The sequence below is a fragment of the Citrobacter sp. CK198 genome (assembly GCF_030333295.1).
Classification (GTDB): domain Bacteria; phylum Pseudomonadota; class Gammaproteobacteria; order Enterobacterales; family Enterobacteriaceae; genus Citrobacter_B; species Citrobacter_B koseri.
The window spans coordinates 420,925-446,931 of the sequence record NZ_JAOWGE010000030.1 but is presented as its reverse complement, the minus strand read 5'-3'; the positions used below and the strand labels follow the sequence as shown (position 1 = coordinate 446,931).

Annotated in this window: 49 protein-coding genes, 1 tRNA gene and 2 pseudogenes; 35 read left to right on the top strand and 17 right to left on the bottom strand. The window is 51.9% G+C overall.

The annotated features are described in order from the left end of the window. Positions 1 to 74: 74 nt before the first annotated feature. From OGY62_RS11010 to OGY62_RS10950, 14 genes and pseudogenes are all read right to left on the bottom strand, one after another. Complete coding sequence (locus OGY62_RS11010) at positions 75 to 317, bottom strand: hypothetical protein (protein ID WP_286459876.1); 243 nt, start codon at positions 315 to 317, stop codon at positions 75 to 77. Further along, a complete protein-coding gene (locus OGY62_RS11005; protein ID WP_286459875.1) occupies positions 314 to 505 on the bottom strand; it encodes a DUF1382 family protein in 192 nt (63 codons plus the stop codon). The genes OGY62_RS11010 and OGY62_RS11005 overlap by 4 nt, the downstream gene beginning before the upstream one ends. Further along, complete coding sequence (locus tag OGY62_RS11000) at positions 502 to 798, bottom strand: DUF4406 domain-containing protein (protein ID WP_286459874.1); 297 nt, start codon at positions 796 to 798, stop codon at positions 502 to 504. The genes OGY62_RS11005 and OGY62_RS11000 overlap by 4 nt, the downstream gene beginning before the upstream one ends. Beyond that, positions 795 to 1,013, bottom strand: coding sequence for a hypothetical protein (locus OGY62_RS10995; RefSeq protein WP_286459873.1), 219 nt, complete (start codon positions 1,011 to 1,013; stop codon positions 795 to 797). Before OGY62_RS10995 ends, OGY62_RS11000 begins: the two co-directional genes overlap by 4 nt. Beyond that, complete coding sequence (locus tag OGY62_RS23315) at positions 1,010 to 1,612, bottom strand: phage N-6-adenine-methyltransferase (protein ID WP_353654537.1); 603 nt, start codon at positions 1,610 to 1,612, stop codon at positions 1,010 to 1,012. The genes OGY62_RS10995 and OGY62_RS23315 overlap by 4 nt, the downstream gene beginning before the upstream one ends. Before the next feature lie 36 nt (positions 1,613 to 1,648). Further along, positions 1,649 to 3,016, bottom strand: a pseudogene (locus tag OGY62_RS10990) (DNA cytosine methyltransferase); the annotation flags it as partial. After that, a complete protein-coding gene (locus OGY62_RS10985; RefSeq protein ID WP_286460011.1) occupies positions 3,013 to 3,471 on the bottom strand; it encodes a hypothetical protein in 459 nt (152 codons plus the stop codon). The pseudogene OGY62_RS10990 and the gene OGY62_RS10985, both read right to left, overlap by 4 nt. A 321-nt stretch (positions 3,472 to 3,792) precedes the next feature. Then, complete coding sequence (locus tag OGY62_RS10980; RefSeq protein WP_286459869.1) at positions 3,793 to 4,518, bottom strand: Rad52/Rad22 family DNA repair protein; 726 nt, start codon at positions 4,516 to 4,518, stop codon at positions 3,793 to 3,795. 8 nt (positions 4,519 to 4,526) lie between these two features. Next, complete coding sequence (locus OGY62_RS10975) at positions 4,527 to 4,709, bottom strand: hypothetical protein (protein WP_194693987.1); 183 nt, start codon at positions 4,707 to 4,709, stop codon at positions 4,527 to 4,529. A gap of 8 nt (positions 4,710 to 4,717) precedes the next feature. Continuing rightward, positions 4,718 to 5,722: a hypothetical protein gene (locus OGY62_RS10970; protein ID WP_286459868.1), complete on the bottom strand. Its 1,005-nt coding sequence runs from the start codon at positions 5,720 to 5,722 to the stop codon at positions 4,718 to 4,720. A 70-nt stretch (positions 5,723 to 5,792) separates the two neighbouring features. Then, positions 5,793 to 6,002 (bottom strand): cell division protein FtsZ, encoded by a 210-nt coding sequence (locus OGY62_RS10965; protein WP_286459866.1) that lies wholly within the window; start codon positions 6,000 to 6,002, stop codon positions 5,793 to 5,795. Further along, positions 5,999 to 6,166, bottom strand: a complete 168-nt coding sequence (locus tag OGY62_RS10960; protein WP_286459865.1) for a hypothetical protein — start codon at positions 6,164 to 6,166, stop codon at positions 5,999 to 6,001. Before OGY62_RS10960 ends, OGY62_RS10965 begins: the two co-directional genes overlap by 4 nt. Beyond that, positions 6,159 to 6,809, bottom strand: a complete 651-nt coding sequence (locus tag OGY62_RS10955) for a hypothetical protein (RefSeq protein ID WP_286459864.1) — start codon at positions 6,807 to 6,809, stop codon at positions 6,159 to 6,161. Before OGY62_RS10955 ends, OGY62_RS10960 begins: the two co-directional genes overlap by 8 nt. 149 nt (positions 6,810 to 6,958) lie before the next feature. Continuing rightward, positions 6,959 to 7,222, bottom strand: a complete 264-nt coding sequence (locus OGY62_RS10950) for a hypothetical protein (protein WP_032936032.1) — start codon at positions 7,220 to 7,222, stop codon at positions 6,959 to 6,961. A 503-nt stretch (positions 7,223 to 7,725) separates the two neighbouring features. On the opposite strand from OGY62_RS10950, the gene OGY62_RS10945 reads away from it, so the two are divergent. Next, complete coding sequence (locus OGY62_RS10945) at positions 7,726 to 7,908, top strand: ATP-NAD kinase (protein WP_286459862.1); 183 nt, start codon at positions 7,726 to 7,728, stop codon at positions 7,906 to 7,908. On the opposite strand, the gene OGY62_RS10940 is transcribed toward OGY62_RS10945, so the two are convergent. Then, positions 7,909 to 8,073 (bottom strand): hypothetical protein, encoded by a 165-nt coding sequence (locus OGY62_RS10940; RefSeq protein WP_164084805.1) that lies wholly within the window; start codon positions 8,071 to 8,073, stop codon positions 7,909 to 7,911. Positions 8,074 to 8,414: 341 nt separating this feature from the next. Here OGY62_RS10940 and OGY62_RS10935 point away from each other — a divergent pair. Then, a pseudogene (locus OGY62_RS10935) lies at positions 8,415 to 8,537 on the top strand (DUF2767 family protein); the annotation flags it as partial. A 128-nt stretch (positions 8,538 to 8,665) separates the two neighbouring features. Here OGY62_RS10935 and OGY62_RS10930 read toward each other — a convergent pair. Continuing rightward, entirely contained in the window at positions 8,666 to 9,046 is a 381-nt protein-coding gene (locus OGY62_RS10930) for an SEN1984 family lipoprotein (RefSeq protein ID WP_286459857.1), read from the bottom strand. Between the two features lie 45 nt (positions 9,047 to 9,091). After that, positions 9,092 to 9,787 (bottom strand): S24 family peptidase, encoded by a 696-nt coding sequence (locus tag OGY62_RS10925; protein WP_286459856.1) that lies wholly within the window; start codon positions 9,785 to 9,787, stop codon positions 9,092 to 9,094. A 108-nt stretch (positions 9,788 to 9,895) separates the two neighbouring features. Between OGY62_RS10925 and OGY62_RS10920 the strand changes: the two genes are divergently transcribed. The 33 genes from OGY62_RS10920 to OGY62_RS10760 all read left to right on the top strand — a co-directional run bounded on the left by OGY62_RS10920 (position 9,896) and on the right by OGY62_RS10760 (position 26,004). Beyond that, positions 9,896 to 10,126 (top strand): transcriptional regulator, encoded by a 231-nt coding sequence (locus tag OGY62_RS10920; RefSeq protein ID WP_286459854.1) that lies wholly within the window; start codon positions 9,896 to 9,898, stop codon positions 10,124 to 10,126. A gap of 96 nt (positions 10,127 to 10,222) precedes the next feature. Beyond that, the gene (locus OGY62_RS10915) at positions 10,223 to 10,765 is read left to right on the top strand and encodes a toxin YdaT domain-containing protein (protein ID WP_286459852.1); all 543 of its coding nucleotides are present in this window, start codon (positions 10,223 to 10,225) and stop codon (positions 10,763 to 10,765) included. A 93-nt stretch (positions 10,766 to 10,858) separates the two neighbouring features. After that, on the top strand, positions 10,859 to 11,554 hold the full coding sequence (locus tag OGY62_RS10910; RefSeq protein ID WP_286459850.1) for a phage antirepressor KilAC domain-containing protein: 696 nt from the start codon (positions 10,859 to 10,861) through the stop codon (positions 11,552 to 11,554). A gap of 53 nt (positions 11,555 to 11,607) precedes the next feature. Beyond that, complete coding sequence (locus OGY62_RS10905) at positions 11,608 to 12,549, top strand: phage replication protein O (protein WP_286460007.1); 942 nt, start codon at positions 11,608 to 11,610, stop codon at positions 12,547 to 12,549. Beyond that, positions 12,546 to 13,274 carry a replication protein P gene (locus OGY62_RS10900; protein WP_286459846.1) on the top strand — a complete coding sequence of 243 codons (729 nt, stop codon included), beginning with the start codon at positions 12,546 to 12,548 and terminating at the stop codon, positions 13,272 to 13,274. Before OGY62_RS10905 ends, OGY62_RS10900 begins: the two co-directional genes overlap by 4 nt. Next, complete coding sequence (locus OGY62_RS10895) at positions 13,274 to 13,570, top strand: protein ren (RefSeq protein ID WP_286459844.1); 297 nt, start codon at positions 13,274 to 13,276, stop codon at positions 13,568 to 13,570. Before OGY62_RS10900 ends, OGY62_RS10895 begins: the two co-directional genes overlap by 1 nt. Continuing rightward, on the top strand, positions 13,567 to 14,022 hold the full coding sequence (locus tag OGY62_RS10890) for a hypothetical protein (RefSeq protein ID WP_286459842.1): 456 nt from the start codon (positions 13,567 to 13,569) through the stop codon (positions 14,020 to 14,022). Before OGY62_RS10895 ends, OGY62_RS10890 begins: the two co-directional genes overlap by 4 nt. Further along, on the top strand, positions 14,019 to 14,222 hold the full coding sequence (locus tag OGY62_RS10885; protein ID WP_286459840.1) for a Lar family restriction alleviation protein: 204 nt from the start codon (positions 14,019 to 14,021) through the stop codon (positions 14,220 to 14,222). The genes OGY62_RS10890 and OGY62_RS10885 overlap by 4 nt, the downstream gene beginning before the upstream one ends. After that, the gene (locus tag OGY62_RS10880; RefSeq protein ID WP_286459838.1) at positions 14,219 to 14,629 is read left to right on the top strand and encodes an ead/Ea22-like family protein; all 411 of its coding nucleotides are present in this window, start codon (positions 14,219 to 14,221) and stop codon (positions 14,627 to 14,629) included. The genes OGY62_RS10885 and OGY62_RS10880 overlap by 4 nt, the downstream gene beginning before the upstream one ends. Continuing rightward, positions 14,626 to 15,045: a hypothetical protein gene (locus tag OGY62_RS10875; RefSeq protein ID WP_286459837.1), complete on the top strand. Its 420-nt coding sequence runs from the start codon at positions 14,626 to 14,628 to the stop codon at positions 15,043 to 15,045. Before OGY62_RS10880 ends, OGY62_RS10875 begins: the two co-directional genes overlap by 4 nt. Then, on the top strand, positions 15,042 to 15,728 hold the full coding sequence (locus OGY62_RS10870) for a thioredoxin domain-containing protein (RefSeq protein ID WP_286459835.1): 687 nt from the start codon (positions 15,042 to 15,044) through the stop codon (positions 15,726 to 15,728). The genes OGY62_RS10875 and OGY62_RS10870 overlap by 4 nt, the downstream gene beginning before the upstream one ends. Beyond that, positions 15,728 to 15,985, top strand: coding sequence for a hypothetical protein (locus tag OGY62_RS10865; RefSeq protein ID WP_286460005.1), 258 nt, complete (start codon positions 15,728 to 15,730; stop codon positions 15,983 to 15,985). The genes OGY62_RS10870 and OGY62_RS10865 overlap by 1 nt, the downstream gene beginning before the upstream one ends. A 62-nt stretch (positions 15,986 to 16,047) precedes the next feature. Further along, entirely contained in the window at positions 16,048 to 16,314 is a 267-nt protein-coding gene (locus tag OGY62_RS10860; protein WP_502873550.1) for a hypothetical protein, read from the top strand. 3 nt (positions 16,315 to 16,317) lie between these two features. After that, the gene (locus tag OGY62_RS10855) at positions 16,318 to 16,485 is read left to right on the top strand and encodes a hypothetical protein (protein WP_181397018.1); all 168 of its coding nucleotides are present in this window, start codon (positions 16,318 to 16,320) and stop codon (positions 16,483 to 16,485) included. A gap of 3 nt (positions 16,486 to 16,488) precedes the next feature. Next, entirely contained in the window at positions 16,489 to 16,935 is a 447-nt protein-coding gene (locus tag OGY62_RS10850; RefSeq protein WP_286459832.1) for a hypothetical protein, read from the top strand. Further along, entirely contained in the window at positions 16,932 to 17,321 is a 390-nt protein-coding gene (locus OGY62_RS10845) for a DUF551 domain-containing protein (RefSeq protein ID WP_286459830.1), read from the top strand. Before OGY62_RS10850 ends, OGY62_RS10845 begins: the two co-directional genes overlap by 4 nt. 368 nt (positions 17,322 to 17,689) lie before the next feature. Beyond that, positions 17,690 to 17,947, top strand: a complete 258-nt coding sequence (locus tag OGY62_RS10840) for a DNA polymerase III subunit theta (RefSeq protein ID WP_286459828.1) — start codon at positions 17,690 to 17,692, stop codon at positions 17,945 to 17,947. Positions 17,948 to 18,129: 182 nt separating this feature from the next. Continuing rightward, positions 18,130 to 18,567 carry a recombination protein NinB gene (locus tag OGY62_RS10835; RefSeq protein WP_286459827.1) on the top strand — a complete coding sequence of 146 codons (438 nt, stop codon included), beginning with the start codon at positions 18,130 to 18,132 and terminating at the stop codon, positions 18,565 to 18,567. Continuing rightward, positions 18,564 to 19,232: a serine/threonine protein phosphatase gene (locus OGY62_RS10830; RefSeq protein WP_286459825.1), complete on the top strand. Its 669-nt coding sequence runs from the start codon at positions 18,564 to 18,566 to the stop codon at positions 19,230 to 19,232. The genes OGY62_RS10835 and OGY62_RS10830 overlap by 4 nt, the downstream gene beginning before the upstream one ends. Beyond that, complete coding sequence (locus tag OGY62_RS10825; RefSeq protein WP_286459823.1) at positions 19,225 to 19,860, top strand: recombination protein NinG; 636 nt, start codon at positions 19,225 to 19,227, stop codon at positions 19,858 to 19,860. Before OGY62_RS10830 ends, OGY62_RS10825 begins: the two co-directional genes overlap by 8 nt. Further along, positions 19,857 to 20,057 (top strand): hypothetical protein, encoded by a 201-nt coding sequence (locus OGY62_RS10820; protein WP_286459822.1) that lies wholly within the window; start codon positions 19,857 to 19,859, stop codon positions 20,055 to 20,057. The genes OGY62_RS10825 and OGY62_RS10820 overlap by 4 nt, the downstream gene beginning before the upstream one ends. Further along, positions 20,044 to 20,160 (top strand): PPVAKH motif-containing phage-derived small protein, encoded by a 117-nt coding sequence (locus tag OGY62_RS10815; protein ID WP_286459820.1) that lies wholly within the window; start codon positions 20,044 to 20,046, stop codon positions 20,158 to 20,160. The genes OGY62_RS10820 and OGY62_RS10815 overlap by 14 nt, the downstream gene beginning before the upstream one ends. Then, positions 20,157 to 20,657, top strand: coding sequence for an antiterminator Q family protein (locus OGY62_RS10810; RefSeq protein ID WP_286459819.1), 501 nt, complete (start codon positions 20,157 to 20,159; stop codon positions 20,655 to 20,657). Before OGY62_RS10815 ends, OGY62_RS10810 begins: the two co-directional genes overlap by 4 nt. 108 nt (positions 20,658 to 20,765) lie before the next feature. After that, a complete protein-coding gene (locus OGY62_RS10805; protein WP_286459817.1) occupies positions 20,766 to 21,092 on the top strand; it encodes a hypothetical protein in 327 nt (108 codons plus the stop codon). Positions 21,093 to 21,107: 15 nt separating this feature from the next. After that, positions 21,108 to 21,182: transfer RNA gene (locus OGY62_RS10800), tRNA-Thr, on the top strand. A gap of 248 nt (positions 21,183 to 21,430) precedes the next feature. Further along, positions 21,431 to 21,574, top strand: coding sequence for an HP1 family phage holin (locus OGY62_RS10795; protein WP_353654534.1), 144 nt, complete (start codon positions 21,431 to 21,433; stop codon positions 21,572 to 21,574). Then, complete coding sequence (locus tag OGY62_RS10790; protein WP_286459815.1) at positions 21,546 to 22,040, top strand: lysozyme; 495 nt, start codon at positions 21,546 to 21,548, stop codon at positions 22,038 to 22,040. Before OGY62_RS10795 ends, OGY62_RS10790 begins: the two co-directional genes overlap by 29 nt. After that, positions 22,037 to 22,501: a lysis protein gene (locus tag OGY62_RS10785; protein WP_286459813.1), complete on the top strand. Its 465-nt coding sequence runs from the start codon at positions 22,037 to 22,039 to the stop codon at positions 22,499 to 22,501. Before OGY62_RS10790 ends, OGY62_RS10785 begins: the two co-directional genes overlap by 4 nt. A 9-nt stretch (positions 22,502 to 22,510) precedes the next feature. Further along, entirely contained in the window at positions 22,511 to 22,795 is a 285-nt protein-coding gene (locus OGY62_RS10780) for an Acb2/Tad1 domain-containing protein (RefSeq protein WP_286459810.1), read from the top strand. A 98-nt stretch (positions 22,796 to 22,893) separates the two neighbouring features. Then, positions 22,894 to 23,112 (top strand): hypothetical protein, encoded by a 219-nt coding sequence (locus OGY62_RS10775; RefSeq protein ID WP_286459808.1) that lies wholly within the window; start codon positions 22,894 to 22,896, stop codon positions 23,110 to 23,112. A gap of 165 nt (positions 23,113 to 23,277) precedes the next feature. After that, the gene (locus tag OGY62_RS10770) at positions 23,278 to 23,916 is read left to right on the top strand and encodes a putative metallopeptidase (protein WP_286459806.1); all 639 of its coding nucleotides are present in this window, start codon (positions 23,278 to 23,280) and stop codon (positions 23,914 to 23,916) included. 31 nt (positions 23,917 to 23,947) lie between these two features. Further along, entirely contained in the window at positions 23,948 to 24,436 is a 489-nt protein-coding gene (locus tag OGY62_RS10765; protein WP_286459804.1) for a DUF2280 domain-containing protein, read from the top strand. Then, positions 24,433 to 26,004, top strand: a complete 1,572-nt coding sequence (locus OGY62_RS10760; protein ID WP_286459802.1) for a terminase large subunit domain-containing protein — start codon at positions 24,433 to 24,435, stop codon at positions 26,002 to 26,004. The genes OGY62_RS10765 and OGY62_RS10760 overlap by 4 nt, the downstream gene beginning before the upstream one ends. Positions 26,005 to 26,007 lie beyond the last annotated feature (3 nt).

Sequence of the window (26,007 nt, the reverse complement as noted above, 5' to 3'; positions counted from 1 at the left end):
GTTAATTCGGTTGAAGGTGAACGCCAGCAATAAAAAAGGCCGCGATAGCGACCTGGTGATTAGTGCTTTCATGCTTACCCTCTCTTGATATAAGCCACAGGAATGTGTGTGCATTCATATCCAGTAGAAAGGAGTTCTGCGTACACTTTATCGACAACGCGCCTGTCTCGATTGCACTGGTGAGTGCCGCCGCGTTTTGATTTGAAATACATACCATCTTTCGTAAGCCAGTAGTTATCCAGCAATACCTCAGCACCATTTCGTGGGGTGGTAATGTCGGTCAAAGGGAATGGCTTAATGAATTTTTCCATGCTCATGCTGCACCTCCTTCATCCTTTTCGGCTTCGACTGCCATCTGCCCAAGCCGTCGAGATAGCTCGGCGGCCAGCGTCTTGAATTCTTCCTCGTTCGCCACCGGAATTGGCACGAAACGAATCCCAATATGTGCGAGGTGGTTGGCGATTTCGAGGCTCTTCCTCAGATCAACTGGAGAGGCTTTGTTCATGCGGCGCGATCCTCTTCCTGGAAGATAATTTCCATTTCCAGCTTCTCGTCCAGAGCATTCTCAGCGCGGGCGCCTGCAGATTTTTCCCAGCCACGCAGCATGAAAACAGCATCAGCACAGCGAAGCATTGATAGGCAGATGTCCATATACTCCGCCTGAGTTAATCCATCCGGGAGCAGTGCGGGATTAAGGACCACATGACCTTTCGACCCGAGGAAAAAATGCGCATGGTTGAAAGCGGCGCGGTTAAAATCAGGTAGCCCACTCATGGGGCCGGCAATATAAACTTTCACGATTCCACTCCGAAGCGGCGATTAAGCCGCCCTGTGTATACGACGAACTCCAGGAGGCTAACTCCCAGAGCTTCAATTTTCTTGTGATGCTTGTTGATGATGGGAGGCACCGTTTCGTTCCAGTTAGGCTTTGGCTTCTTGCGCATGGCCTGCTGGATTTCTTCGGTGCAGCGGCGACAGGCGGCGCGGATGGCGTTTTCCTGTTCTGGCGTCATGCTGCCTCCCGGCGGGCGAGAAGTTTCGCCCCGAAAGCCATCAGCTCGTCCCGGTCCACAGTTGCGAAGTGGCAGTGTGTACGCGGGTACGGTCGCCAGATTATGAGCATCGACCCTTTGTTATTTCCCGATACTGGCTTACCGGTGACCGGGTTGATAAACGCCAGCCGCCCTGCGGTGATGAAGCGAACCTCGCTGGCGGTCTGGATAGCCTCCTTAAACCAGCCAACCGATGTGTCTGCCGGAACCAGCATGACTGTGCCGATCTGATTGTTGCTCTCGGCGGCGGCCTTCTTAACGAATGGCGTGATGTCGCTGTATGGCGGATTAAGCCAGACGTAGCCGGGAATGCTCAGGTAATCAGCCCAGGGCGTTTCCAGCGTGTTCTGCTCGGCTGTGATGAACTTCCTGCACAGCGCGTTATGCGGCGCCGCGGCGGCATCCAACTGGAAGCAGAACTCAGCATCAAGGGAAGCGAAAAGGGCTGGTGGCGTGCGCCATAGGTCTCGCTGGTCTAACGGTGTTTTACTTCCGCCGTAATCACCGTTCAGCTTCTCGGCTGGCAGTGCTGCGGCAATGCGCTCACCAATCCAGCGCATAACCGGCACCGCCATGCTGTTACCGATCGCCTTATAGCGTGGCCCGTCCGGGCATTCATCAGCATCCTTCCCGCGCCAGCCGATCAGTGTGTGATTATCAGGAAAGCCCTGAAGGCGCTCGCACTCAATTGGAGTTAGGCGGCGAACCTGAGTCCCAAGAAAAACATGCGGATCCTGGTCGCTTCCTCCTCGACCATGATCAGCTTTAAGTGTTGGAAATATTTGATCGCTGGGCGCTGACCCTGCTCCTCGTGAAAGGTTTCCTGGCTGGAAAGCTATCGCTGGAGGTTGCCCGCCATTTGCGTGGCTGGTGTGGTGGTTCCCGGCCCGTAACGTTGTCGCCATATCAATAGTGGCATCCGCGCCGTTGTCTTTATAGCTAAATGCAATGCAGGCGTTTTCTTGTCCGTTGTTGCGGCCAATTGTGTGCGCCAGTTCGCAATTGGTATCTGGATCCTGCGTGCCGTGCACTGCGAAGGTTTCCACTTCAAAGTCTATTCTCTGTCCTTTCGCAGTCAGGCAGGCGGCAACATCGATGTTTCCACTGGTATTTCCACCGCCGAAAGCCACAACTTGAACGCCTCTCCCAGTTCCGTCCTCACTACCATCAAATCCTTCGCCCTTTAATGTGTGGCTAACGTCACCATTAGCGCACTGAGCTATCAGGTGTCCAGCTTGTGCCTGGTTGTCGTCTGCGCCACACGTTCCAACGCCTCGTGCAGTAAGGGCGGCAACAGCCTTTTGCGTTTCTCGGCACGGCGCAGAATCCCGGCGCACGCTGTCGAGCTCAAAAAGTACCGCTGCGGGATCGAATCCTTTTCGAGCACTTGCGACAACGAACACACGACGGCGGCGTTGGGCCACTCCGAAAAATTGAGCATCAAGGACACGCCAGGCAATAACCCTTTCTGGTCCAGACACACAACCTGCGTGCGTCCATTTTCCCCCTGCTGGCTGCAACTCACTGCTTTCTCCGGCAAGTCCTGCCAGAAAGCACCCGAAGGCATTGTCTTTGCTGCTGAGCACTCCGGGGACGTTTTCCCAGACGATGATTGATTCTGGCTCACCGCGTTCGCGGCGCTTTGCGTCGATTGCATTGGCTAATTCCACGTAAGAGAGGGTTAACTGCCCGCGGTCATCTGACAGGCCTTCACGCAAGCCTGCAATGCTGAAAGCCTGGCAAGGCGTGCCACCGACCAGAACATCAGGCGCTTCGACATCACCAGCGCGCACCACATCGGCGATTTTGGTCATGTCGCCGAGGTTTGTTACTTCCGGCCAGTGATGGGCGAGGACTGCGGAAGGGAATGGTTCGATTTCAGAGAACCAGGCAGGTTTCCAGCCGAGAGGTTCCCACGCTTTACTGGCAGCTTCGATGCCGCTGCACACGCTTCCGTATTTCATGATGTACGCTCCGGATCGTTAACATCCCAGCCATTACGCTCAATATTGGTTTGCAGCCGCTTATCTCCGACCTCTTCGATACTCCGACCAGTCATCTCTGCGACTTCTGCGTTGGTGTGGCGCCACAGGTATGCAATTTCTTCTGCTGTCCATTCAGGCATGACTTTTCCTCCTGACGCTCTGGTCAGAGACTGTAATTTGCTGCGTACGGAGTAGATGGAGCGCCCAGTTGCTGTGGCGACTTCTTCAGGGGGGAATCGGCTGAGCAGGAATAGCTCGGCTTTAGTCCAGCGTCTGCCGGTCATCCTGCTGATAAGCGGTGCGCCGATACGTGATGCCTGGCGAGTTATTGCCGATTCTGAGCGCTCAAGCTTTTCCGCTATTTCTGAGCGAGACATCTTTGTCCCAACCTCATGCAGGAACAGGTTTTCAAAAGGTTGCCAAAGTTCGCTCATTGGTTCTCCTTAAGGCGATACACGCAGCCGCCGATCGTTCCGTTTCCCCACTCCTCAGCGATCAGGTGCTGTTGTATTTTTTTCAGTGCCGGACCAGAGATGAATGTTTGTTGCATCACTAAGTTAGGGGCCCATCCCTCGTAATATGGCTCGTGGTAATTGAGGGTGATTCCTTCTGAGTGGCTTAGTGCGCCTGTTGAAGTTTTCCATCTGTGGAACGCGGTGATATTGTTCCGCGCGTCCTTGCGCAGAATGCTGAGGATAGTTTCAGGAGTCATATCGATAACGGCGATGCCGCCCGTTGTTAGATAGGAGAGGCGGTTATGCCGCCTGTTTAAGCTCTTTTATGCGAATGCCAGTGACTTCTTTGCATTTGTTCTGGTGCTCAGAAAATCCGTTAAGCAATTTCCATGTTTCTTCGTATCGATGCTTTAGCCGCTCGCTGTTGTTTTCAGAGCTGGCATATTCAGAGAAATCGGCAAGGATTTTGTCAGCATCCTCAGGCTGAGTTGTCCGCTCTTCCTGCTGGACCTCATTGCAAGGTTGCTCTTCCTGTTGGACTGCAGATCCGGATGGCAATGCCCATGCTGGCAATGCTGGAGCCTTCCAGTAAAACACGCCGACCTCTTTTGATTTTGCATACTGGAATCCCGGTGCGCGTGTTGCTGAAACTACGGCAAAACCTTCATCCAGGTTGTAGAGGTAACGTCCGATACCCCACTGAACGGCAGCGCGCTTCATTGCGCCAGAACGCCCACCTTTAATAGCTTCTACCTGGGTGTTTTCGGCCGCATCCCATTTGGTGATCCACTCGCCATCAACTTTGATGGAAATACCGCACTCAACCCCGCCATTATTTGGGATGTCGCGGTAGTCGTTACGCCAGCCAGCCTTTCCGCATACTTCATCCAGGCGTTTCATGATTGCCCGGTTAGTAACGTAAGCCAGCACTTTGGCCCAAATGCCGTTATTAGTTTTCCCTGCTTGCTGTATGCGCCATTCGATGTCGTCTGAATGGAATGGCTCATCTAATTTATTCAGATCCATGCTTCACCTCAGAACGGCAGGTTTTCGCCGAGAAAGTCACATTGATTGATACGTTCATCACGAGCCATACGCAGACAATGACGCTTCATGCTTTTGTTGGCGGCCTTGCGCCAGTACAGAGCTTCAACAACGTGATACTTACGTTTTATCCGGCTGAGTTCCGGTGTTCTTGCTAAATCAACGGGGATCATTGTTCACCTCAGTAGTGAATTTTTGCGCAGGGGATCAGGTCATCTTTCAGAGCTGTTAGCACTTCGATAGCCTGTTCGCGGGTTAAGCTGGTGTTGCTGGTGAGCGCGTTAACGATGTTGGTGCCGACGGCTTTGCGGTGCTTCACGTCAGCTTCTCGCTTTGCCTGCTCGTCGGCTTTGCGCTTCTCTTCGGCCAGGCGAGCCTTTTCTTTCGCTTCAGCTTCACGCTTGATGCGTTCTGCTTCTTCTTGTGCTTTACGCTGCTCGGCGGCGATGGCTTCCTGTTTTTCGCGCTCAGCACGTTCATCGGCTTCTTTCTTATCGCGTTCTGCCTTCTGCTCTGCTGCTATACGGTCACGCTCGGCTTGCTCAGCCCTAAGCTTCAACTCCGCTTCCCGCCGTGCAGCCTCAGCACGTTCGCGTTCGGCTTTCTCTTCGGATTCACGTTTAGCCTGTTCTGCTGCCTGACGTTTCAACTCTTCTTCACGAGCAATGCGCTGGCGTTCTGCTTCTTCTGCTTTTTCTTTTTCGTCGCGGTCGAAAGCGTCATTCATCAGCAGAGCCATTTCGTGGTCAGCTTCAAACTTGGCCGCCAGCTCCTGATCGAACTTGATGTTCATTTCAAACGCTTCGGCGTGCATCGCGTTCATGGCTTCTTCAGCCTTAATTCGTTCCTGTTCGGCTTCCCATTTGGTGAGTGGGCGGCGCACTTCATCCTTCAGCGCGTCCAGGCGCTCACGCACAATGCGGCGGCTTTCGTCGATCTGCTTCGGCAGGGCTTTAAGCTCGGCAACCAGATCTTTACCGGCGTTGTCGATGTAGGTTTTGGAACGGGCAACCTTGTGCGCCATGGATGCGATAGCGTCGCGGCCTTTGCGGGTCGACACATCCGGCACCAGGCTGCGAGCTTCTTTCTCGATCGCCTCAATAATCGGGTCGAGCTGCTCTTTGGTGGTGAATACCGCCATTGCGTTATGTTTCTCAATGACGACTAAATCCGTTACTTCGCTCATGGTTTCTCCTGAAATTTGGATGTGCAGATCCCGCCCGCGTAATGCCAGGCCGATCGGTTGAATAGGGTGGTTAGTGCTGGATAGGGTTGCCGTGACCGTCCAGAAGGACGTCAATCACGCAGTCATTGAGGCGGATGATTTCTGCATCGGTGTGCAGGTACACCCATTTGCGCTCCTGAATGACTGCTGAGACGCGATAGGTTCGGCCTTCATGCATTGCCATCATGCCTGGCGTGACGCACTGGCGAATGATGGGCGTCGTTCCATAGTGTGAAATCATGGCTTCTCCTCGACCTGCTGCAATAACCCGGATAAATCCATCTGCCAGCGGTTCATCGTGATTTTCTCTCGGGGTTTATCGACGGAGGTCAGTTGCCACTCGTTATCGTTGAGTTGTTTGGCGGTGTACCGCTTGCCGTTGTGGGTGACTGCCTTGTTATTCATCACTCACCTCATCCAGACGCAGCTTGATTACGGGGATTAGTGCCAGATAGATTTGAGCGTGCTTACTGTCTCCGTGTCGCTCTTTTACTGCCGACTCGAACTCGTCGATCGTTCCTGAGAAACATCCTCGGCTCACAACAATTGAGTTATCTTTCTGTCGAAAAGCAGTCAGAAATCCATTCTCAGAACCGATTGGGCCGATAGTGATCCAATGCGCATCGCCGTACACCCGCGCATCGCCGTACACCCGCGCATCGCCGTACACCCGCGCATCGCCGTACACCCGCGCATCGCCGTACACCCGCGCATCGCCGTACACCCGCGCATCGCCGTACACCCGCGCATCGCCGTACACCCGCGCATCGCCGTACACCCGCGCATCGCCGTACACCCGCGCATCGCCGTACACCCACGCATCGCCGGACACCCGCGCATCGCCGTACACCCGCGCATCGCCGTACACCCACGCATCGCCGGACACCCACGCATCGCCGGATTGATCCAGGTTGTTTTCTTTTTCCACCCAACCACCCAAATCACCTTCGGAAACATCGCCGAAAGAGACAACTGCACGAATACGGAATAATTTTCTGCCGAAAAACTCTTTCGTTAATTCGGCGACGAGTTCGAATTTTTTAGTCATGGTTATTTCCTTGTGATGCCGATGACGTTCGGCTGACGGAACGAATAGGACTTCTGCGCTAATGGGCGGTGGATGGCCGCCGGTTGTCATAAATGGGCAGACTCGAAAATCTGCCTATGTATGGCCGATAAAAAACCCGCCGGAGCGGGTTAATCTTCTTTTTCTCTTTCAACCGCGTCGGCTAATGACTGATCAACTTCAATGGTCTGCATGAAACATTCGTCATCAACGTCTTCGTATTGCTCCCTGAAGCTATCGGCGAGAGTGGAAACTGGATTCCATCTCATACCGCCAGCTGCATGCTCCGCGTCACCATCTGATCCACAATCCCAAGTGGAACCATCAGGTTCTCGCTCTAAAAAACCGACACACTCTGTCTTCTGTGGATTCCAGACCAGAACAACTTTTGCCATCGCCTTACCCTCTGTCGTTACCCGCTGATGCGGGAGAAATGCTTTGTGGTGGAGTGCTCCGGATTCGAACCGAAGTTTTCATGGGTGATCAGTCCATGCAGGCCCAGCCACACCCCACTACAAAACATTCCACGGTGTGCCCCGGCATAATCCGGGGCTGAATGTTGGTTTTCAGTCGTCACTGTTACCTGTTACATAACTCCTCCGATACGATGCGCCGCGTCGAAAAGGGTGGCAGCGGCTAGCCAGGAAATTTCGAAATGCTTTGGCGATTGGATGGCCGGTGCTGATCTCCGGCTTGCTGAGTTCTCACTCAATCTCATGGTGTCGGCTATGCCGTCTTTACGCTTTCGCACCGTAGCGCATCAGCCTGCGCATTCATCCAATCCCAAAACATTCCAGTTAGTGCCGGGGTATTTATCCGCGCCCGGCGCGCGCTCCCTTGCTTTCCACAGTCAAAGGAATGCCGTAGACTGATGAATCCACAGTCAAAAGGAGGTTTTATGTCAGATATTGCTAATCCTAAAACACACCCTGATCTTGCAGCCGCTCAATTGGTAATTGAGTTAGTGCGCGCTGAACGTGTTCCCATTCATCATGACAATGTGAATGGTCTATTGAAGATTTATGACCAGGCATTACAGCACTTTAAAACTGACCATTTTGAAGATGGCAGTGATAGGTAGTTAATTGTCGTATAGTTTAAAAAACGCCTCCCGGACGGTTTGAGCAATTGCTTTTGCTTTTTCCGTCCTGTTTTTCTCATCAATAAAGACCTCATCATTAAGCCTCTTAGCCAGAAGCTCTGCAGCTATTAACTGCACTTGTTCAGGTAATTCGTAAAACTTCATAAGCGCCTCTCTTTTTGTTTACCGTCAGCCCCTCGCAAAGAGCTGTTGGTAAATCGCTTTGCCATAATTGCCGCTCTTCCTGAGCCCGCCTATGGTCCGACGCATGGTTTACTGTCGCGCCGTTCGACTGACCGAATCTCCACTTCTCAGTTGGCTAACTTCGCTCAGCTGTCGATGTTTCGTTTCGATGGGTTGATAATAGCTTTGGGTATTCTTCGTGTAAATAGCTTTGGATATTATTTAATGCATTTGGGTATTTAGTTGTTGATAACCAAAGGAATTTATTTTTGTAAATGATGCGTGATATGCTCACAAAAACATCAATTGCCGAGGGTTTAGTGATGGATTACGAAGAACTGGCGCAGCTGCGCTATCAGGAAATGTGCCGGATTGTGGGTGATGTCGTGTTTGCGATGGTGGCTGAAGGGCATGAAACCAAAAGAGTGGCTATAGCGATCGTGGTGGCGGGAAATTGATGCTGCTATTATCGGTATCCCACCTTAATCAATAGGTTAGGTTGTCGGTCGATGGCGGGCGATGGGGGGGCGTCAGGCAAAAGAAAACCCGGCGCGGCGGCCGGGTGATGTTCTGCCTAGTCTGCCCATCCAGACTTGGTATTGATTTCAGATTCTGCCATTGTGTATTTCTGAACAGTATCATCTTTAAAAAGAATTGTTAGTTCCTTTTTAGTCCCGTTAGTTCCGTTATGGAACAACCCATAGAAAGGAATAAACGTAGTACCATTTACTTTTACTTTAGCAAAAGCATATTTCCAAATCTCATTACCACCATCAGTGTAAGATACTGCATCAGGAGATCCAAAATAAGATTTCACCTCCGACTTCGTGGTTTTTCCTTCCTGAATTTTTGTCTGAACGCTGGTTTCAGTTTCATTTTTCAGTTGCTGGTTTCCAGAGGATGCGCAACCCGCAAGAACAACCGCTATAGCTGCTGCTATCATCGCCTTTTTCATTGTAATTTCCTTTGCTGTGTCAGCTTCAATTATTGAAGCGAAAAATTAACCATGCTTCCTGTATGTTTGAGGCATACTGCCTATTATTTTTCCGAAAACATACAATTGATTCATTTCTTCACGCTCTATTGGCTCCCATGGGGCATAGGTTTTGTTATCTGATATCACCAATAGCTTATTTTTCATCTTTTGCAGGCGCTTCACATGGGCTGTACCGTCGTACAAAAAGGCATAAATCCCATCCCCATCAAAGTGCTGGATGCTTATATCTACGAATAGAAGGTCTCCTGGCTCAATGGTTCCAGACATGCTGTCTCCACGCACGTTAATGATACGGATCTGTTCCTGCTTCCTTCCATTAAACATATGCCGAGCTTCTTCAATGGGATATTCGACGGAGTGGAGCACCTCTACAAATTCGTTGTTTATGGCCCCATCACCTGCGCTAACAGTGAAGTCGAGAACCTCAATGCGGAAAATATTCCGCTCAGCACTGATCGTCGGAGCAATCGGCTGCTGACCTTCAATTCTCATCAGTCCATCACCATTGGCGAGCCAGTCAGGGCTAACCCCAAGAACTCTTGCGATTTCAAAAAGCTTCCGAGTGTTTTGTGTTTTCCCTGATGACAGCTTCCATACGCTCGGCTGGGACATGCCTACAGCCTCACCGAGTGATGCCTGACTGTACCCAGCTTCCTTCATGGCTTGATTTAGCCTGTCTGCAAAAGTTTCTTTTTTCATGAAATCAAAAGTATAGCTGTAGCTATTGTTCGTCAAATAACTAAAGGTATTTACACATCGAATAGCTTTGGCTATTATCCATGTAACTAACCAACCGTGGAGCTATCAATGGTTAACAACGCAATCAATTCAGCAATTGAAATTGTTGGAAGCCAGCAGAAGCTCGCCGATGCATGTGAAGTAAGTCAGCCAACCGTTTGGGCATGGCTGCATGGTCGAAAAAAAGCATCCGCACAGAACGCTGTGCGCATTGAAAAGGCGACCTGCGGGAAAATCCGGGCGTATCAAATCCGACCTGATTTGACTGAGTTGTTTCCGCATCCGAATTCTGCCGCTTGAGCTGCGATAAAGCTCACTGCTCTTTAACAATTTGGACTTATTAAACCGACTGAATAAACAGTCAAATGTTAACTATTCAAACGAAATGGAATGCATATGCAATCACTTATGTATCAACACAATACCGGATTCATTCCGGGAGCGATGATAAATCGAGCTCAACCTAAGCTAGCGCCAGATCACGACAAGATCCGTGATGCAGTGCGTGCCTGGTCGTCGGCGCTGGACAATCAGGACGTCGTGTCGGCGCTGATCATCAACGAGTACCGGGAGCAGGGCGGGACCGCCATCAACTTCCCGGAAGATATCAGCCGCGCGCGCCAGAAGTTATTTCGCTTCCTGGATAACCGCTTCGACTCCGATCAGTACCGCGAGAACGTTAGAGAACTGACCCCAGCAATCCTGGCTGTTCTGCCGCTTGAATATCGTCACCGGCTTCTGCCAGAAGACAGTTTCATGTCCCGCTTAGCGCGCCTAGAGAAGGAAACGAGCGAGGCGAAAGTTGCTGTGGTTATGAATGCCCCACGCCATCAAAAGCTGAAGGAACTGAGCGAGGGGATCGTAGAGATGTTCCGTGTTGACCCGGACCTGACTGCGCCTCTTATGGCCATGGTCACGTCAATGCTGGGGGTTATGTGATGAAAGGTATCAATAAAGGCGAAAGCCGCGCTGTTGGTAGCAGCTACGGCTCTCAAAACACTGTGTTATGTCAACAACACTAACGAGGTAAGTATGTCAGGAATAATTACTACGGGCAATATCCTGAAGATGACAAGCCGCGAAATTGCTGAATTGACCGGCAAAAATCACGCCCATGTTATGCGTGATATCGACGTGATGTTAGAGCAACTCGGAGAGCGTGCTGAGGGGTATATCCAGACTTGGGTACACCCCCAGAACGGTCAGGAATACCGTGAATATGCTCTTGACCGTGAGCATACCGAATGCCTGGTAACCGGCTACAGCGCTCAGCTTCGCATGAGAGTGATACGTCGCCTTCACGAACTTGAAGAACAATATCGCCCTTTGCTGCCGCAGACATTACCGGAAGCTCTGCGCCTGGCTGCTGATTTGGCTGAAGAAAAGCTTCATCTTGAGAATCAACTTTCCATTGCGGCGCCGAAAGTCCAGTTCGTTGACAACTACGTTAACGCGTCGGGATCTCTCGGATTTCGCGAGACCTGCAAACTTTTGCACATCAAAGAAAACCTCTTTCGCCAGTTCCTGCTGGATAACGAAATCATGTATCTGCTGGCCGGAAAGTTGACGCCGTATGCACAGCATATCGATGCCGGGCGGTTCACCGTGAAAACAGGTGAAAATCAGCTTAACGGTCATGCGTTTACCCAGAACAAATTCACACCTAAAGGCATCCAGTGGATCGCCGGGTTATGGACCGCCCAGCAGGTTAAGGAGCGTGCAGCATGACAATGGCGACCGTCTATGACTTAAACGCCGCAAGGCAACTCAGGAGCAACAGGATGGAAAACCAGAAGTCTGGTTACATCCCGTTGTACCGGAGCGTGCTTAAGCAGCCATGGGCGAAAGACGTTTATCTTCGCACCCTGTGGGAAAACCTGCTTATGAGCGCTGCCAGACAACCCTACATTGCCTCATTTAAGGGGCGTGAATGGCCTCTGCATACCGGTCAACTGGTAGTAACTGCAGCCGATTTAGGCCTTCAGCTTTGCGACAGAAACGGAGTGCCAGCAAGCAGGGATTCTGTTGAGCGAATGCTGTCTGTTTTTGTCCGCGAAGGGATGATCACCATCAGTGGAGAGAAGCGAAAAGGCCGGGTGATCACCATCACAAACTATAGCGAATACGCTCAAAAAATGGACGATTTACCCGCACATAAAGCCGCACATACGGGCGCACATGGTGAAGCCAGTAATGACGCGGGTTCGGATGGGTATGCCGCACATAAGGCCGCACAATTACCCGCACATCATGAACAAGAAGGTAATAACAAGAATAAAAACATTAAAAGATCTTCGTCCGAGAATTCTGGCGAATCCTCTGACGCCCGGATGAAGAAATTTTTGTCTGCTCATCCTGACGCAATGGTTTACACACCTAGCGGCAGCAAGTGGGGAACCGCTGAAGACCTTCGGGTTGCCGAGTGGATTTTCTCCAGGGTCAGGATGATCAACCCAACCTGCAAAGCCCCTGACATGACTACCTGGGCAAACACGGTTCGGCTGATGCGCCAGATCGACAACCGCAGCTACCAGGATATCTGTGCCATGTACGACTGGGCCAGCAAAGACTCGTTCTGGCACCGCAACATCCTGAGCCCTGAGGCGCTGCGCAAGCAGTGGGACAAACTGAACATGCAGCGAAGCGTGCCTGGAACTCAGGTTTCCGGGAAGCCAAAAGTCGACCTGACCAACACTGACTGGATTTACGGGGTGCAGATATGAAAAGCCTTGCAGAGCAGATGCATAACTTTGACCGCGAGCAGATGCGCCGCGTTGCGAACAACCTGCCAGAGCAGTACGACGACAAGCTGCAACTGGAGCAGGTTGCCCTGGTCATCAACAGCGTGTTCAGCCAGTTACTGGCAGCGTTCCCGGCAACCACTGCAAACCGTGACCAGACCGAGATGAACGAAATTCGCCGTCAGTGGGTTATGGCTTTTGCTGAGAACGGAATTACCACAATGGCGCAGGTTGATGGTGGTCTTCGTGTAGCACGTCGTCAGGAGCGTCCATTTCTGCCGTCGCCGGGTCAGTTTGTTGCCTGGTGCAAAGCGGAACAAGCGGCCGCCGCTGGACTGCCTGACGCGAATGAACTTGTCGATCTGGTTTATGAGTATTGCCGGACGCGCGGACTGTACCCGGATGCTGAGTCCTATCCGTGGCCCGGGAGAATTGACGGGCAGCATACGCAGGAATCATCTGCCAGCTACTGGCTGGTTACATCCCTGTATTCAAACATGCGAGCCAACGCACTCAGCGACACAGAACTGCGGCGTAAGGCATCAGAAGAACTCGTTCACATGGCATCCAGAATTAATCGCGGAGAAACCATTCCTGAACCTGTAAAGCAGCTTCCCGTTCTCGGTGGTAAGCCTCTGAGTAAATCACAGGGACTGGCAAAGATTGCTGAAATTCGCGCAAAACACGGACTGAGGGGGAAGCACTGATGAAAGGCAAACAGGCAATTCTGCGTTATCTCGAAACGCACCGTACTTTCACAGCAAGGGATGTGGCAATCGAATACGGAATATCTCTGAGTTGCATAACCAAAAACGCCCTTGAGCTTGAGAAGAAGAGAGTAATCACACGGCTTGGAAAGGTCTGGCGAACGGTTACTTATCGCCTGGCGACGCCAGAAGAACAGGATGGAACAGCACGCAGCTGCACAAACGGGATATTTCAGGAGTGTCGCCAGAGTCCGGCGATGAAACGAATTTTAAGCGTATACGGGGTGATGGCATGAAATCAACGGTAGAAACAAAAATCATTGAGTTAGTGAAGTTAGGGCATGAGCTGGCGAAAGAACTGCATTGTGCTGAGTCTGCCGCGCTGGTGAGCGATCTGGCTACGCAGCTTGATGTGCAGTTTGCCCGTAGCAATGCGCTGGCTGCTGAGAATGCTGGGCTGAATAAGTTTATTGCAGAGAGTTGCTTTGTGCAGGCTGGCGAGGTTCCGTCATGGCATCAGGCTATTGACCATGCTCCAGAAGCCCCAGCAACCGACGCTTTCCTGGCTGAAGTGTGCAACGAGGCTGGTGCTCGCGCTGTGGAGCTTTTTGCTAAAACACTCGGTAGTCCATATAGCTTTCGGGATGAAATATGTTACGAGGATGGATTCGCAAGAGCCATCGAAGTAGTCCGCGACATTCAGGCTCCACGATTCGCAGCCCAACTTCGCAAAGGAGTGCAGTCATGAGCACACAAATTAAACCTTGCCCATTCTGCGGCAGCAAAGACGTAGAGGCGTTCGCGCAGTACGAAGAGGATTGCCCTTACCAGTCGGCAATTGTTCGCTGCCATTCTTGCGACGCGCAGTCTGCTCAGATGGTCGGCGCTAACAAAATCAACATGGCTATTGCTGCATGGAACAAACGTGTCGTGGAGGCCGCCCAATGAGCAACATCGACAAACGCGCATTACGGGAAGCGGCAGATGGCGTTCTCCAGAAATACGGAAGTGAATGGTTTGAAACAGGGAGTCAACTTTGCACGGTCCACAAGTCAAAAATAGAGCTTATCGCCGCCGCCAACCCCGCCACCGTTCTGGCGCTGCTGGATGATCTGGAAGCCGCAGCGAAGCGGCTTGCTGAGCTGGAGGCGCGGACGGTGACGCTCCCGGAAAACATTACATCAGCCAATGCGCCTGAAGTTTTCGAGATTTCCGCTGAAGCTGAACGCCTAGGATTGCGCGGCACCTATGCGTCATATGCTGTTGGCTGGAATGCTCGCGGGATAGCAGACAAAGAGGCGCTTAGAGAGGCTGGCGTGAAGGTTGCCGCAGCCGGTAAAGGAGAGGCATCATGATCACCCTCACCAAAGAACAGCTTATCTCTTCTGCGCACGCGCGTATTGAGTTTGCAGAGATGATGCTGGCTGGAGAGTTAGAGCCCCTCAAAGAGCGCACATGGTCAATTGAACTGGAGCTGGCGGGTATCGCGCTGGCATCGCTCGAAGCGGAGGCTGTATTTGAAGTGGAAGTGTCAGGCAATCACTGGTTAAACGCTGGGCCGGTAGACGATAGCGATTTTTCGGGAATGCCCGATGGAGTTAATCAGCTCTATTCCGCCCCTCCAGCGCCGGTAGCAATGAAAGACCATCAGATCCGTGAGCTGGTGAACGAGCTGCGTGATATAGCAGTCAAGTATCACGGGAGCCAGCAGCTTCGTGAACACATTGCTCGCTCAATACGCGCCGCCATGCTTCAGGGAGGTAAATCGTGAAAACTATCCAGTTGTCGGAACGTGAGTTTTCCATGATTTTCAGCATGCTTACGCCGCCCTACGCCGTCAGAGACACCCACACAGACGAGTTCAACGAATTGCGTAATAAAGTCTTTTACGCTCTGCGTGATGCTCAAAACGATGAACCTGTAAGTAATCGTGATGAGTTGCCGCTGGATTATCTGCAAGGTCACAAAGACGGGCTGGAATTGGCTGCGCAACTGGCTGAGGCTAACCACCCGCAAACAGGTGACTGGCTTTACGATGACCCGACAGAGCTTGCGAAGGCGATACGCAAGGGGCCTGATATGCCTGAATTAAAGTCAGTGCCAGCTGATGCTGATGACAATTTCTACTCATGGTTTGGCAGATTCTGGTCCGAAAATTATCAGCAAAATAATTACACAACATCTGCAAAACAGATGCTTGGTACGATGGCTGAATTTGCATTTAGAGCAGGGAGAGAGTCGGCAACTCAGGCTGGCAACTCTCCGGTGATTCCGGATTGTTGGTGTCACACTTGCCGGCCGGTGATGATGGGCGACATGCGATTCGTCGTTTGCCCTGAATGCGGAAACAAGCGCTGCCCGCACGCCAATGACCACAGGAATGCATGTACCGGAAGCAATGAGCCTGGACAGGTAGATAGCGCGTATCCAGCAGCACCGCAGCAGGAGGAATGATGGATCAACTTCTGCAATACGCCACCAATCGGATTATAGAGCTGGAAAACCTGCTGCTGGTGGACGTTGAGGAAACGGTCTGGCCAGCAGAGGTTCAGATGGTTTTTAGTCAAATCGAAAACGCCGGGAGTTTCCCGGCGCACCACCAGCGCCGATTGCAGCACCACATCAACAGAATGTGGCTGGAAAAAATGCCAGTTACTTCGATTATTGCCGCAGCGCGCTCGCTGGCAGACGCAATGGAGAAATACGCGTGAGAAATAGCGAAATCATTGTTGATAACTTTGCTGGTGGCGGCGGTGCTTCCACTGGAATTGAGATGGCGACTGGCCGCAGCGAGCATCAACGTGGAGGCAGAGTGATGGCTAATTCATTACTGGAAACCTGCAACAACTGGCAGATTCGGCGCGCTGAGTTACTGGCTCACAACCCTGACATAGCAATGACAATCGATCAACTGGACTCTCTGATTGAGCGCACGGTGCGCTCTGCAATTGAGATAGCGCACCGCGTGGATTGGGACTTCCGTGAAGCCGAGCGGCTGGCGAAAGAAGTTGCCGCCGCTGGCATCGGTAAGGGGGAGTGAGTTATGTGGGTATTAATTATCTGGATGCTTGGCGGCTACAACTGGAATAGCCCCTCAATCGCCGCTCAGGAATTTAACTCAGAATCAGCGTGTCGCGCAGCCTTTGCTGAAGTTAAAAAGATAAACGACGGTGAAATACCTCTTCGTGGCGCATGTACGCCAAAGGACTAACCCATGACCACTATTACCAATAACAAACTAACAGGCCTCGGCGTGGGTCATCCGGCCAACGGCCCGCTTACGACCGAGCGGCTGGGCCACGTTCGCGACGTGTTACAGCGTAATCTTCAATACTCAAACGGCGGAAGTATGGATTACATCATCGCTGATGCTGTGAAAGCGATTGATGAATTGCTGGAAGGGAGGAAGGCGGAGCCGGTTGCTTTCATCAATGGAGCGTGGACGCTGGTTTATTATCGCCCGCCGAAAGAGGCTGGCCTGAAGATTGGCGATAAGCTCTACGCCACCCCGCCAGCGCCGGTAGAGCCATTGACCGATGAACAGATCGACGATGTGCTCGATTCTCGCGGCAATATTTTATACGTCATTGCCGACAAAAGGGAGCGCCTGCGTATGTTTGCGCGTGAAATCCTCCGCGCTGCAATGGGGGATAAATCGTGAAAACTATCCAGTTATCAGAGCGTGAGCTTTCCATGATTTTCAACATGCTGACGCCGCCCTACGCTGTCAGCGATACCCACACGGACGAGTTCAACGAATTGCGTAATAAAGTATTTTACGCTCTGCGTGATGCTCAGAACGATGAACCTGTAAGCCAGCCTTACAAGTTTCCTGGCGGATGGATTCCGATAAGCGATCGGATGCCGGATCGCGATGCTGAAGTTCAAGTTTACTGCGCTGATACGAAAGAGCAGATGGTTGGCTACATGGAGCGCAATGGAACAGAGGGATGGTTTAGGTTTGCATCGCTTCCGAATGGTGGTGGCATTTATTGCAATCCAACCCACTGGATGCCACTGCCAGCAGCACCGCAGCAGGTTATTTAACAGAAACAAGATTTAATTCAAGGCCCGTTCGGGCCTTTTGCTTTATCATTTTTGAATGGTTCAGGTTAAGTATTTAGAATTATGAAATCTAAAAAACTATCTCCGAAGAAACAGTATCAACTTGATGTTGAGTTGGTTAAGTCAAAACCCAACAATCGAGGAGAGGCAAAGGCTCACTTGGCTGCGCGGTTGCGCATACAGAAATACAAGAATCAGGGAAGAAAAGGATTTAGGAGTGGAAGTGAACATGCCAGGAACGCTTTAGATAAGGCTAATGCAATTCGGTTTAGCGAGGGGCTGGTAGAGTCTGTAGATACAGACAGGGTCTCTGAAAGCAATAAGCGATGGAGAGGGAGAACTGCTGACTAATGTCAAAATATAACATCGCAGCAAAACCGAAAGACGAGCAGGACAAAATTAATGTGGATTTAGCGGCCAGCGGCGTGGCGTACAAAGAGCGCCTGAACATGCCGGTTATCGCTGAGCAGGTAGCACGTGAGCAGCCGGAGCACTTGCGCGACTATTTCATGGAGCGCGTACGCTACTATCGCGAGCAGAGTATTCAACTACCCCGCGCATCCGACCCACGCTACATCGAAATGGCTGAGCAGAACGCCAAAAAGTAGTTTTGATTTTCTGTTATCAAGCAGCCATAATTAAGTCATCGGAGCCTGAACAACTTCGGTGACTTCTGCGCATTTAAGGGGACTTAAATGCGACCACAATCTGAAACTCTTCAACCGTCACAGATGCAGAAATGCACCTGCGATTTTCTGCATTCTGCGTTTGGCCTCTCAGGAGGTGAAGCGTGAGCATCAAATTCTACCTTCGCGACGAGCAGGTTCGTCGCAATCTCATCGACTACATCAACAAACAGCCTGTCAGCACTGATTTCCCGCTGGTGGTCACTCTTTCTGATCCTAAACGAACCCTTCCTCAGAACTCTCTGTTCCATGCCCTGTGTGGCGACTTCGCTAAATACCGCATCCAGTGGGCTGGTTCTGCGTGGTCGCTCCCGTCGTGGAAAGCAATTCTGGTGTCCGGCCATTCGATTGCCACTGGCGGTCAGGGCAAGGTTATAGCCGGACTTGAGGGTGAACTTGTCGCCATTCGCGAAAGCACAGCATCAATGGGCATTAAGCGGATGAACAGCCTCATCGAGTACACCCAGGCATTTGCAGTCAGTCAAAACATCCAGCTTCGCGACGTCCGCTATCGCGGCGACTACTTCGGGAGAGCGTCATGAATATCTATCAACGCATTAACGGCGCTGACTGGCGCAATATCTTTGTAGTCGGCGATCTTCACGGCTGCTACACGTTGCTGATGAACGAACTGGAAAAGGTTTCATTCGACCCGTCGCGAGATTTGCTGATCTCCGTGGGTGACCTTGTTGACCGCGGCGCTGAAAACGTCGAGTGCCTGGATCTGATTACTATGCCGTGGTTCCTGGCTGTGCGCGGAAACCATGAGCAGATGATGATTGATGGTCTTTCTGAATACGGGAACGTCAATCACTGGCTGGTAAATGGTGGCGGTTGGTTCTTCAATCTCGACTATGACAAAGAGGTGCTGGCTAAGTCTCTGGTTCACAAAGCCGCTGAGTTACCACTCATCATTGAGCTGGTTACCGCTGAGCGGAAAATCGTTATCTGCCACGCTGACTACCCGCATAACGAATATGAATTTGATAAGCCAGTGCCTAAAGAAATGGTCATCTGGAATCGCGAGCGGGTGAGCGACGCGCAGGACGGGATAGTCTTGGAGATAACCGGGGCTGATCTTTTTATCTTCGGTCACACCCCGGCGCGCCATCCCATGAAGTTTGCAAACCAGATGTACATCGACACCGGCGCTGTGTTCTGCGGAAACCTGACGCTGGTACAGGTGCAAGGTGGTTCCCATGCGTAAGCCATCCCGCCGTAAGTGCAAAGTATGCAATGAGTGGTTCATCCCGGCATACGACAACATTCGCTGGTGCTGCCCTGAGCATGGGGCTATTTACGCAATGGAACTCCGTACAAGAGAAAAGGTGAAAGCCGCTGCGAAGCGCATCAAGGAGCAGAAAGAGGCTGAGAAGGCTGGGCGAAAACGCCGTAAGGAGCGACTGGCAGAGCTAAGGCCCGCCGGTTACTACAAGGCACAAGCTCAGCAGGCTTTCAACGCCTACATCCGCGCCCGTGATGCTGGTTTGCCATGCATCAGCTGCGGCGAGACCAACCCGCCTGACCTGCACGGCGGCCAATGGGATTGCGGACACTTCAAAACGGTCGGCGCCAACCCTGAGTTGCGCTTTGAAGAGCGCAACGCCCATAAGCAGTGCAAATCGTGTAATGCCGGGGCTGGGAAGTACACCGCTAAAGAGGCCTCGGTCACGAAGCAATACGAAGTTGGCCTAGTCGCTCGTTACGGCCAGGAATACGTCGACTGGCTCAACGGCCACCACGAAATGACCAACTACCGCCGGGAAGACTTCATCCGCATTCGCGATGAGTACCGCGCCAAGCTCAAAGCACTGAAGCAGCAGGAGGTAGCATGAAGGCATTCACTCCAGTTGAAGCGAGAAGGTTCGTTGCCAGCACCTGGTATGAAACGACGCAGCTTTCGAAAAGAGAGAGGCTGTATGCGAAAGCTCGCGAGCTGATAAGCGGCGATCGAGCGGAAATTATCTGCCAGACAGAGAACCCTGAATACAGAAAGTCAGCACGGGAGTGGTGGAATCATGACCAGAGCTGATTTCGAACGGTACCAGGCCGAAAGCGTTAAGCGCGCCAGCATGCCACCTGTAGCAAAGCACAGCCAGACCAAAGATAAACAGACCGAGAGGGCAGCCGCATGAAACTGGAACTTACCACAGATCAGTATCGTTGGATTGATGGACAGCTCCAGTTGTGGGGAGCATGGGTACAGACTGGCAGGATTGATAAAGCCATGATAAACATGATCGCTAAATTTATGGCGACCGTTGAGCCACAGCAGACAAGCCGCCCGGTATGCAGTGACGATGACGGCATGCTGATCAGCCAGGTCATCGGCAGCCATCTGAAGGCCATTGACGAGAACGCCTACAAGATGCTTCTGGCCTATTACGTTTACCAGTCCAGCGAGATACGCATTGCAACATGGCAACATGCGGTTGCTTGCCCGCGCCTGATGAAGACGCGAGGCGGTAATCAGTACAAGAAGCCGAGCATATCCACGGTGCGCCGTGAAGTTAAAGAAGTGCTCAACGCTGCGTTGTTCTGTCTCTACCAGCCGATGCAAAATGCCTTCATCGTTCGCGATAATGCGAAGAAAATCTCAAAAAATGTTCATAACGTGCTTGCTTTTCAATGAACAAATGAGCAGAATAAATCGTATATGTTGCCATTGTTGTGTGTGACATGAGATTTTGAATAAATGGTCCTCGCCATCGTGCGGGGATTTTTCGTTTCTGGAGCAAGTATGTCGCAACCAATTACCGAACAGCTTCATTTCCGACCAGCAAGTGAAAAACCAACCAAAGAATTTAATGGGCGTTGGGTTATCCTTCTTAATCCCTGTGATGGTTGGCATATTGCTCAGGTGCTGGCACTCGAAGAGGACGGCGAGATTTTCCATGTTGGTGCATACGAATTTGCTGGTGGAGAGTTTGAGCCACATGATTTCTATGTCGCCTGGGCGCTGCTGCCAGATTCGATAAACCTGGCAAACCATTTTGAAGATCAGCGACTGAGCCCTGAGATTAGAGAGGCCCGCTGGCGAGAATGGACGGCCAGCATCAGTAAGTGATCTCAAACCACATTAGCCGGTCTAGTTCAGTGGCAGAACGGCAGCCTTGTAAGCTGCGCGTCAGAGGTTCGATTCCTTTGCCCGGCACCAGAACCCACTACCTGGGACCCTTCGGCCAGAGAGCCGACATTGCCTTACCCTCACATTCCCGCCTTGAGCGGGTTTTTTATTTCAGGCTCACGGGAATCAATCACTACGTGCTTTGTTGAAAATCCAGCCCGTGAAGCCTGACCCCTTTCAAACACACACAGCACCCGCTAACAACGCGAGGTGAGAGCATGCAACGCATGGATAAAATCAGAGAATGGCTCAGTTATTAGGTTGGAGGCTTAACAACCATGGGTGGCGTTCTTTCCCTGAACGACTGGGCAATCATCATCGGTATCGCCTGCACTATCGGAACCTTTGGCGTGAACTGGTACTACAAGCGCAAAGAGCGCGAGGATAGATTAAATGGCAATGTCTCCGGCGCTCAGAAATAGCATTATCGGTGCCCTAGGTGCCGGTGCGATTAGCATCGCTACTGTCATGGTTTCCGGGAAGTCTGGCCTTGAGGGGCGTGAGTACACTCCGTACCGGGATATCGTTGGAGTTATCACCGTATGCGATGGTCACACAGGCTCAGACATAATCTGGGGAAAGCGTTACTCCGATAATGAGTGTGACGCCCTGACCAGAAAAGATATGCGGCGCATTGCAGCTCGAGTCGACCCGCATATCAAGGTTCCCACTACTGAAACGCAGCGAGCAGCAATTTACTCATGGGCCTATAACGTCGGCGAGACCGCCGCCATAAACTCCACGCTTCTGAAAAAACTAAACAGCCTGGACTATTCCGGAGCATGCGCAGAATTAAAGCGTTGGGTGTATGCCGGCGGTAAGAAGTGGAAAGGTCTGATGAATCGTCGTGATGTCGAGTATGAGGTTTGCACCTGGAGTCAGAAATGAGCAGGTTAACCGCAATCATCATCGCTGTGGTTGTCTGTATCATCGTGTCGCTGGGCTGGGCGGTGAATCACTACCGCGACAACGCCACCACTTACAAAGACCAGCGCGATAAAGCTACGGAACGGCTCACCCTGGCGAATGCCACCATCAAAGACATGCAGACCCGCCAGCGTGATGTCGCTGCACTTGATGCCAAATACACGAAGGAATTGTCCGATGCGAAAAAAACCATTAACGATTTTCGTCGGGATGTCGATTCTGGCGCTAAACGGCTGCGCATCGCCGCAACGTGCCCTGGAGTGCCCAAAACCACCTCCACCACCGGCGTGGATGATGCAGGATCCCCCGAACTTACTCCAGACGCTCGACGGAATTATTTCGATCACCGGGACGGAATCGCAACCGCTGACAAAATGATTCGGGGCATGCAGGACTACATCAAAGAGCAGTGTCTTAATTAAAGAGGATTTATGAGCGAAGCAAAACCGCAGGATGGCAGCACCGTCAAGGGCTATCGTACGTTAACTCCGGGTGATATTGAACGAATGAACCGCTTCAAAGGTGTCAGTCGTCATTTTTGCAGCCTGCTGGATACAGAGCGTGAAGTTGTATCTGCTGAGGTTGTAGAGCGCGGCAGTCAGTCTGAAATTGAACGTGCAGAATCTTTGCGCTGTCTGGCAATTGCTCGCACCAAAATGCAGGAAGCCTACATGTGGGCCTGTCGTGCTGTAGCGCGTCCAGATGCCGATTGCTAGCCATTACAGAAGCTCTTCACTGAGGGGCTTCGATAATGGATATCCCCAGTAGAGGATAATTCACCTGATATCCCCGCAAGCGGATAAAGAGGCTCTCAATGTCCGACATCTACCAAATCACGCTAACCACCCAAACAGGCGAAACCTTCACAGGCAAGATGTCACGACGTCAGCCTGAGCTGGTTAACGGCTTTGTGCCGCTGGCAACGGAGACGGGCGAGTGGTTGTATTTCGCTCCTGCCGATGTGAAGCGCGTGCAGTTTACGCCAATGCCTGTCGAGGAAGAAAACAATGGCGACGTGCAGACTGTCAGTTGAAATCAAAAGCAGGTGGTGGCTTCCCGTTTATATCAAGACGCTGACACTGTTCTGCGTGATGATGCGGTGCGAGCCTGATTACCGAAAGGTGTCTGAATTCATCGTTAAGTATGGCATTAGCCAAAAGGTGAAGTCAGAGCCTGCAAAGAGATAACGGAGTAAACCATGGCTAACGATGACGAGCGCAGGCCATATCCGCCAGTTAACTTCATCGACTCCGACAACTGGCAGCCATACACCAGGCTGATTCCCGCTAACGAAGTGCATGAGTGGGTAAACCGCCAAATCCTCAGCGATACCGGCAGCATTCATAACCCTGACCACGGACACCTGTTAGAGGCTGATCTCTGCTTCATGTGGGCGTCAGATTCGTTCGCGAAGAAAGGGCGATACGTCCTCGGCCAGGCTGAGCAGGTAATGCTCCGCGCCGGTGGATGGCAGAAAGCCAGAATGGAACAGCAGATGTATGAATGGTTCGGGCGAATCCCGAAGTTCATCATCACGCTGGCAGCCGATTACTGCTCACAATGCAGCGACCTTGAGTTCTGCGCACTGGTAGAGCACGAGCTTTACCACATCGCCCAGGCTACCGATGATTTCGGCGCGCCTAAGTTCAACAAAGAGACCGGACAGCCGGTACTGACACTGCGCGGGCACGACGTCGAAGAGTTCGTTGGCGTGGTCAGGCGTTACGGAGCCAGCGCCGACGTGCAAGAACTGGTGGACGTAGCCAATCAACCGGCAGAGGTGGCAAAACTTAACATCGCCAGAGCGTGCGGGACGTGCATGCTGAAACTGGCTTAATTTTTGGATTGATCTGGACGGATGGTGACTTATGGCTGCGCTAAAACCAGAAGTGAAAGCCTTCATCATTCAACAAATTGCATGCTTTGACACGCCGTCTATTGTGGTAGATGCCGTCCAGAAGGAATTTGGCATCAAGATCACCCCGCAGCAGGTTGAGACGCACGATCCGACGAAGGTTAGCGGTCGCGGCCTGGCGAAAAAATGGGTGGCGCTGTTCAATGCGACGCGAACACGTTTTCAAACTGAAATAGCGGAAATCCCTATCGCAAACAAGGCTTATCGCCTGCGTGTGCTCGATCGCATGGCGACAAGAGCGGAAGGGATGAAGAACATGGCGCTTACTGCTGCGTTGATGGAACAGGCAGCGAAAGAGGTTGGCGACGTCTACACCAATAAGCAGAAAGTAGAGCAAAATGTCATAGCCACGCATAACGTAATGCCGGTACCGTCCTGCGATAACGTGGATGACTGGGAAAAGGCCGCGCAGAAGCAGCAGGGTGAGGTATTGGGTGGATGAATTACAAAGCCGTCTGGAAACCTCTGCCGGGATCGCAATCGCTCTCCCTGAGTTGCCCTTGTAACGAAATCCTCTACGAGGGAACACGCGGACCTGGTAAAACTGCTGCGCAGCTGGCGCGCTTTCGTCGACTGGTTGGCCTGGGCTATGGCTCGTTCTGGCGAGGTGTTATTTTCGATACCGAGTATAAAAACCTCACCGACATCATTACCCAGTCAAAACGTATGTACCGGCTGTTTAACGACGGCGCTCGCTATCTTGCTTCGGCCAGTGAATTACGCTGGGTGTGGCCGACTGGCGAAGAGTTGCTTTTCCGCTTCGGGAAAGAAGAGAGCGACTACTGGAACTTCCACGGGCAGGAATTTCCGTTTATCGGCTTTAACGAGCTGACCAAACAACCGAATTCAGATTTCTACGAAGCAATGTTTTCGTGTCGCCGCTCATCGTTCCGGCCTGAAGACTATCCGCGAAAAGATGGCTCGTTGCTAAAACCGATCCCGCTCGAAGTATTCAGCACGACAAACCCATTTGGCATCGGTCACACCTGGGTAAAAAAGCGATTTATCGAACCGGCACCACGCGGAACTGTGCAGCGTCACAAACAGTTAGTGTTCAACCCTCAAACCGAGCGGGAAGAAGAGATCACGTTAACCCGCGTCGCGATACATGGTTCTTTCAAAGAAAATCCGTACCTCGATCCGCAGTACATCGCAACGCTGATGGCAATCAAAGACCCGAACCGTCGCAAGGCGTGGGTTAATGGTTCGTGGGACGTGACCAGCGGCGGACGGTTCGACCACCTCTGGAATGAATCACTGCATGTCATTAAACCATTCCGCATCCCGGATAGTTGGACTGTTGACCGCTCCCATGACTGGGGAGAGTCGAAGCCATTCTCTAACCTCTGGTGGGCTCGCACGGATGGAACTGTCGCGACGTTGCCGGATGGGCGTCAATTTTGCCCGCCTGCCGGGTCTCTGATTCTGATTGGCGAGTGGTACGGCTGCCCGCCTGACGAACTGAATAAAGGGCTGAACATGTCATCTACCAACGTTGCAAAAGGCGTTGCGTGGATTGATAAGCGGCTAACAGGCCAGGAAGTTGACGAACCGGACGAGATAAAACTCGATGGCGTCACTCAGGGACAACTCAACATTATGCCGGGCATCTGCAAAAAGGTTGTTCCCGGCCCGGCCGATAGCGCGATCTACAACACTGGCGATGATGAACTTTCAATCGCTCAGAAAATGGAAGTGCAGGGCGTTAAATGGGTTGAGGCCAATAAGAAGCCCGGCTCCCGCGTCAATGGTGCGGCATTGTTCGCTGATATGTTGGAGGCAGTCATTGAAGGCAAGAAGTTGGAATCTGGTATTCCTGAAAAGCCAGCATTCTACGTATTCGATTATTGCCGCGGCTGGATAAGCCGCATACCGGTGCTAGTTCGCGACAGTAAAAATCCTGACGACGTTGATACTCAGCAGGAAGATCACGACTGGGATGGCACTCGCTATGCCGTTCTACATTTCCCGCCGAAGAAAGTCGGCAAAGTCACCAAACTTCGGATGTAAACC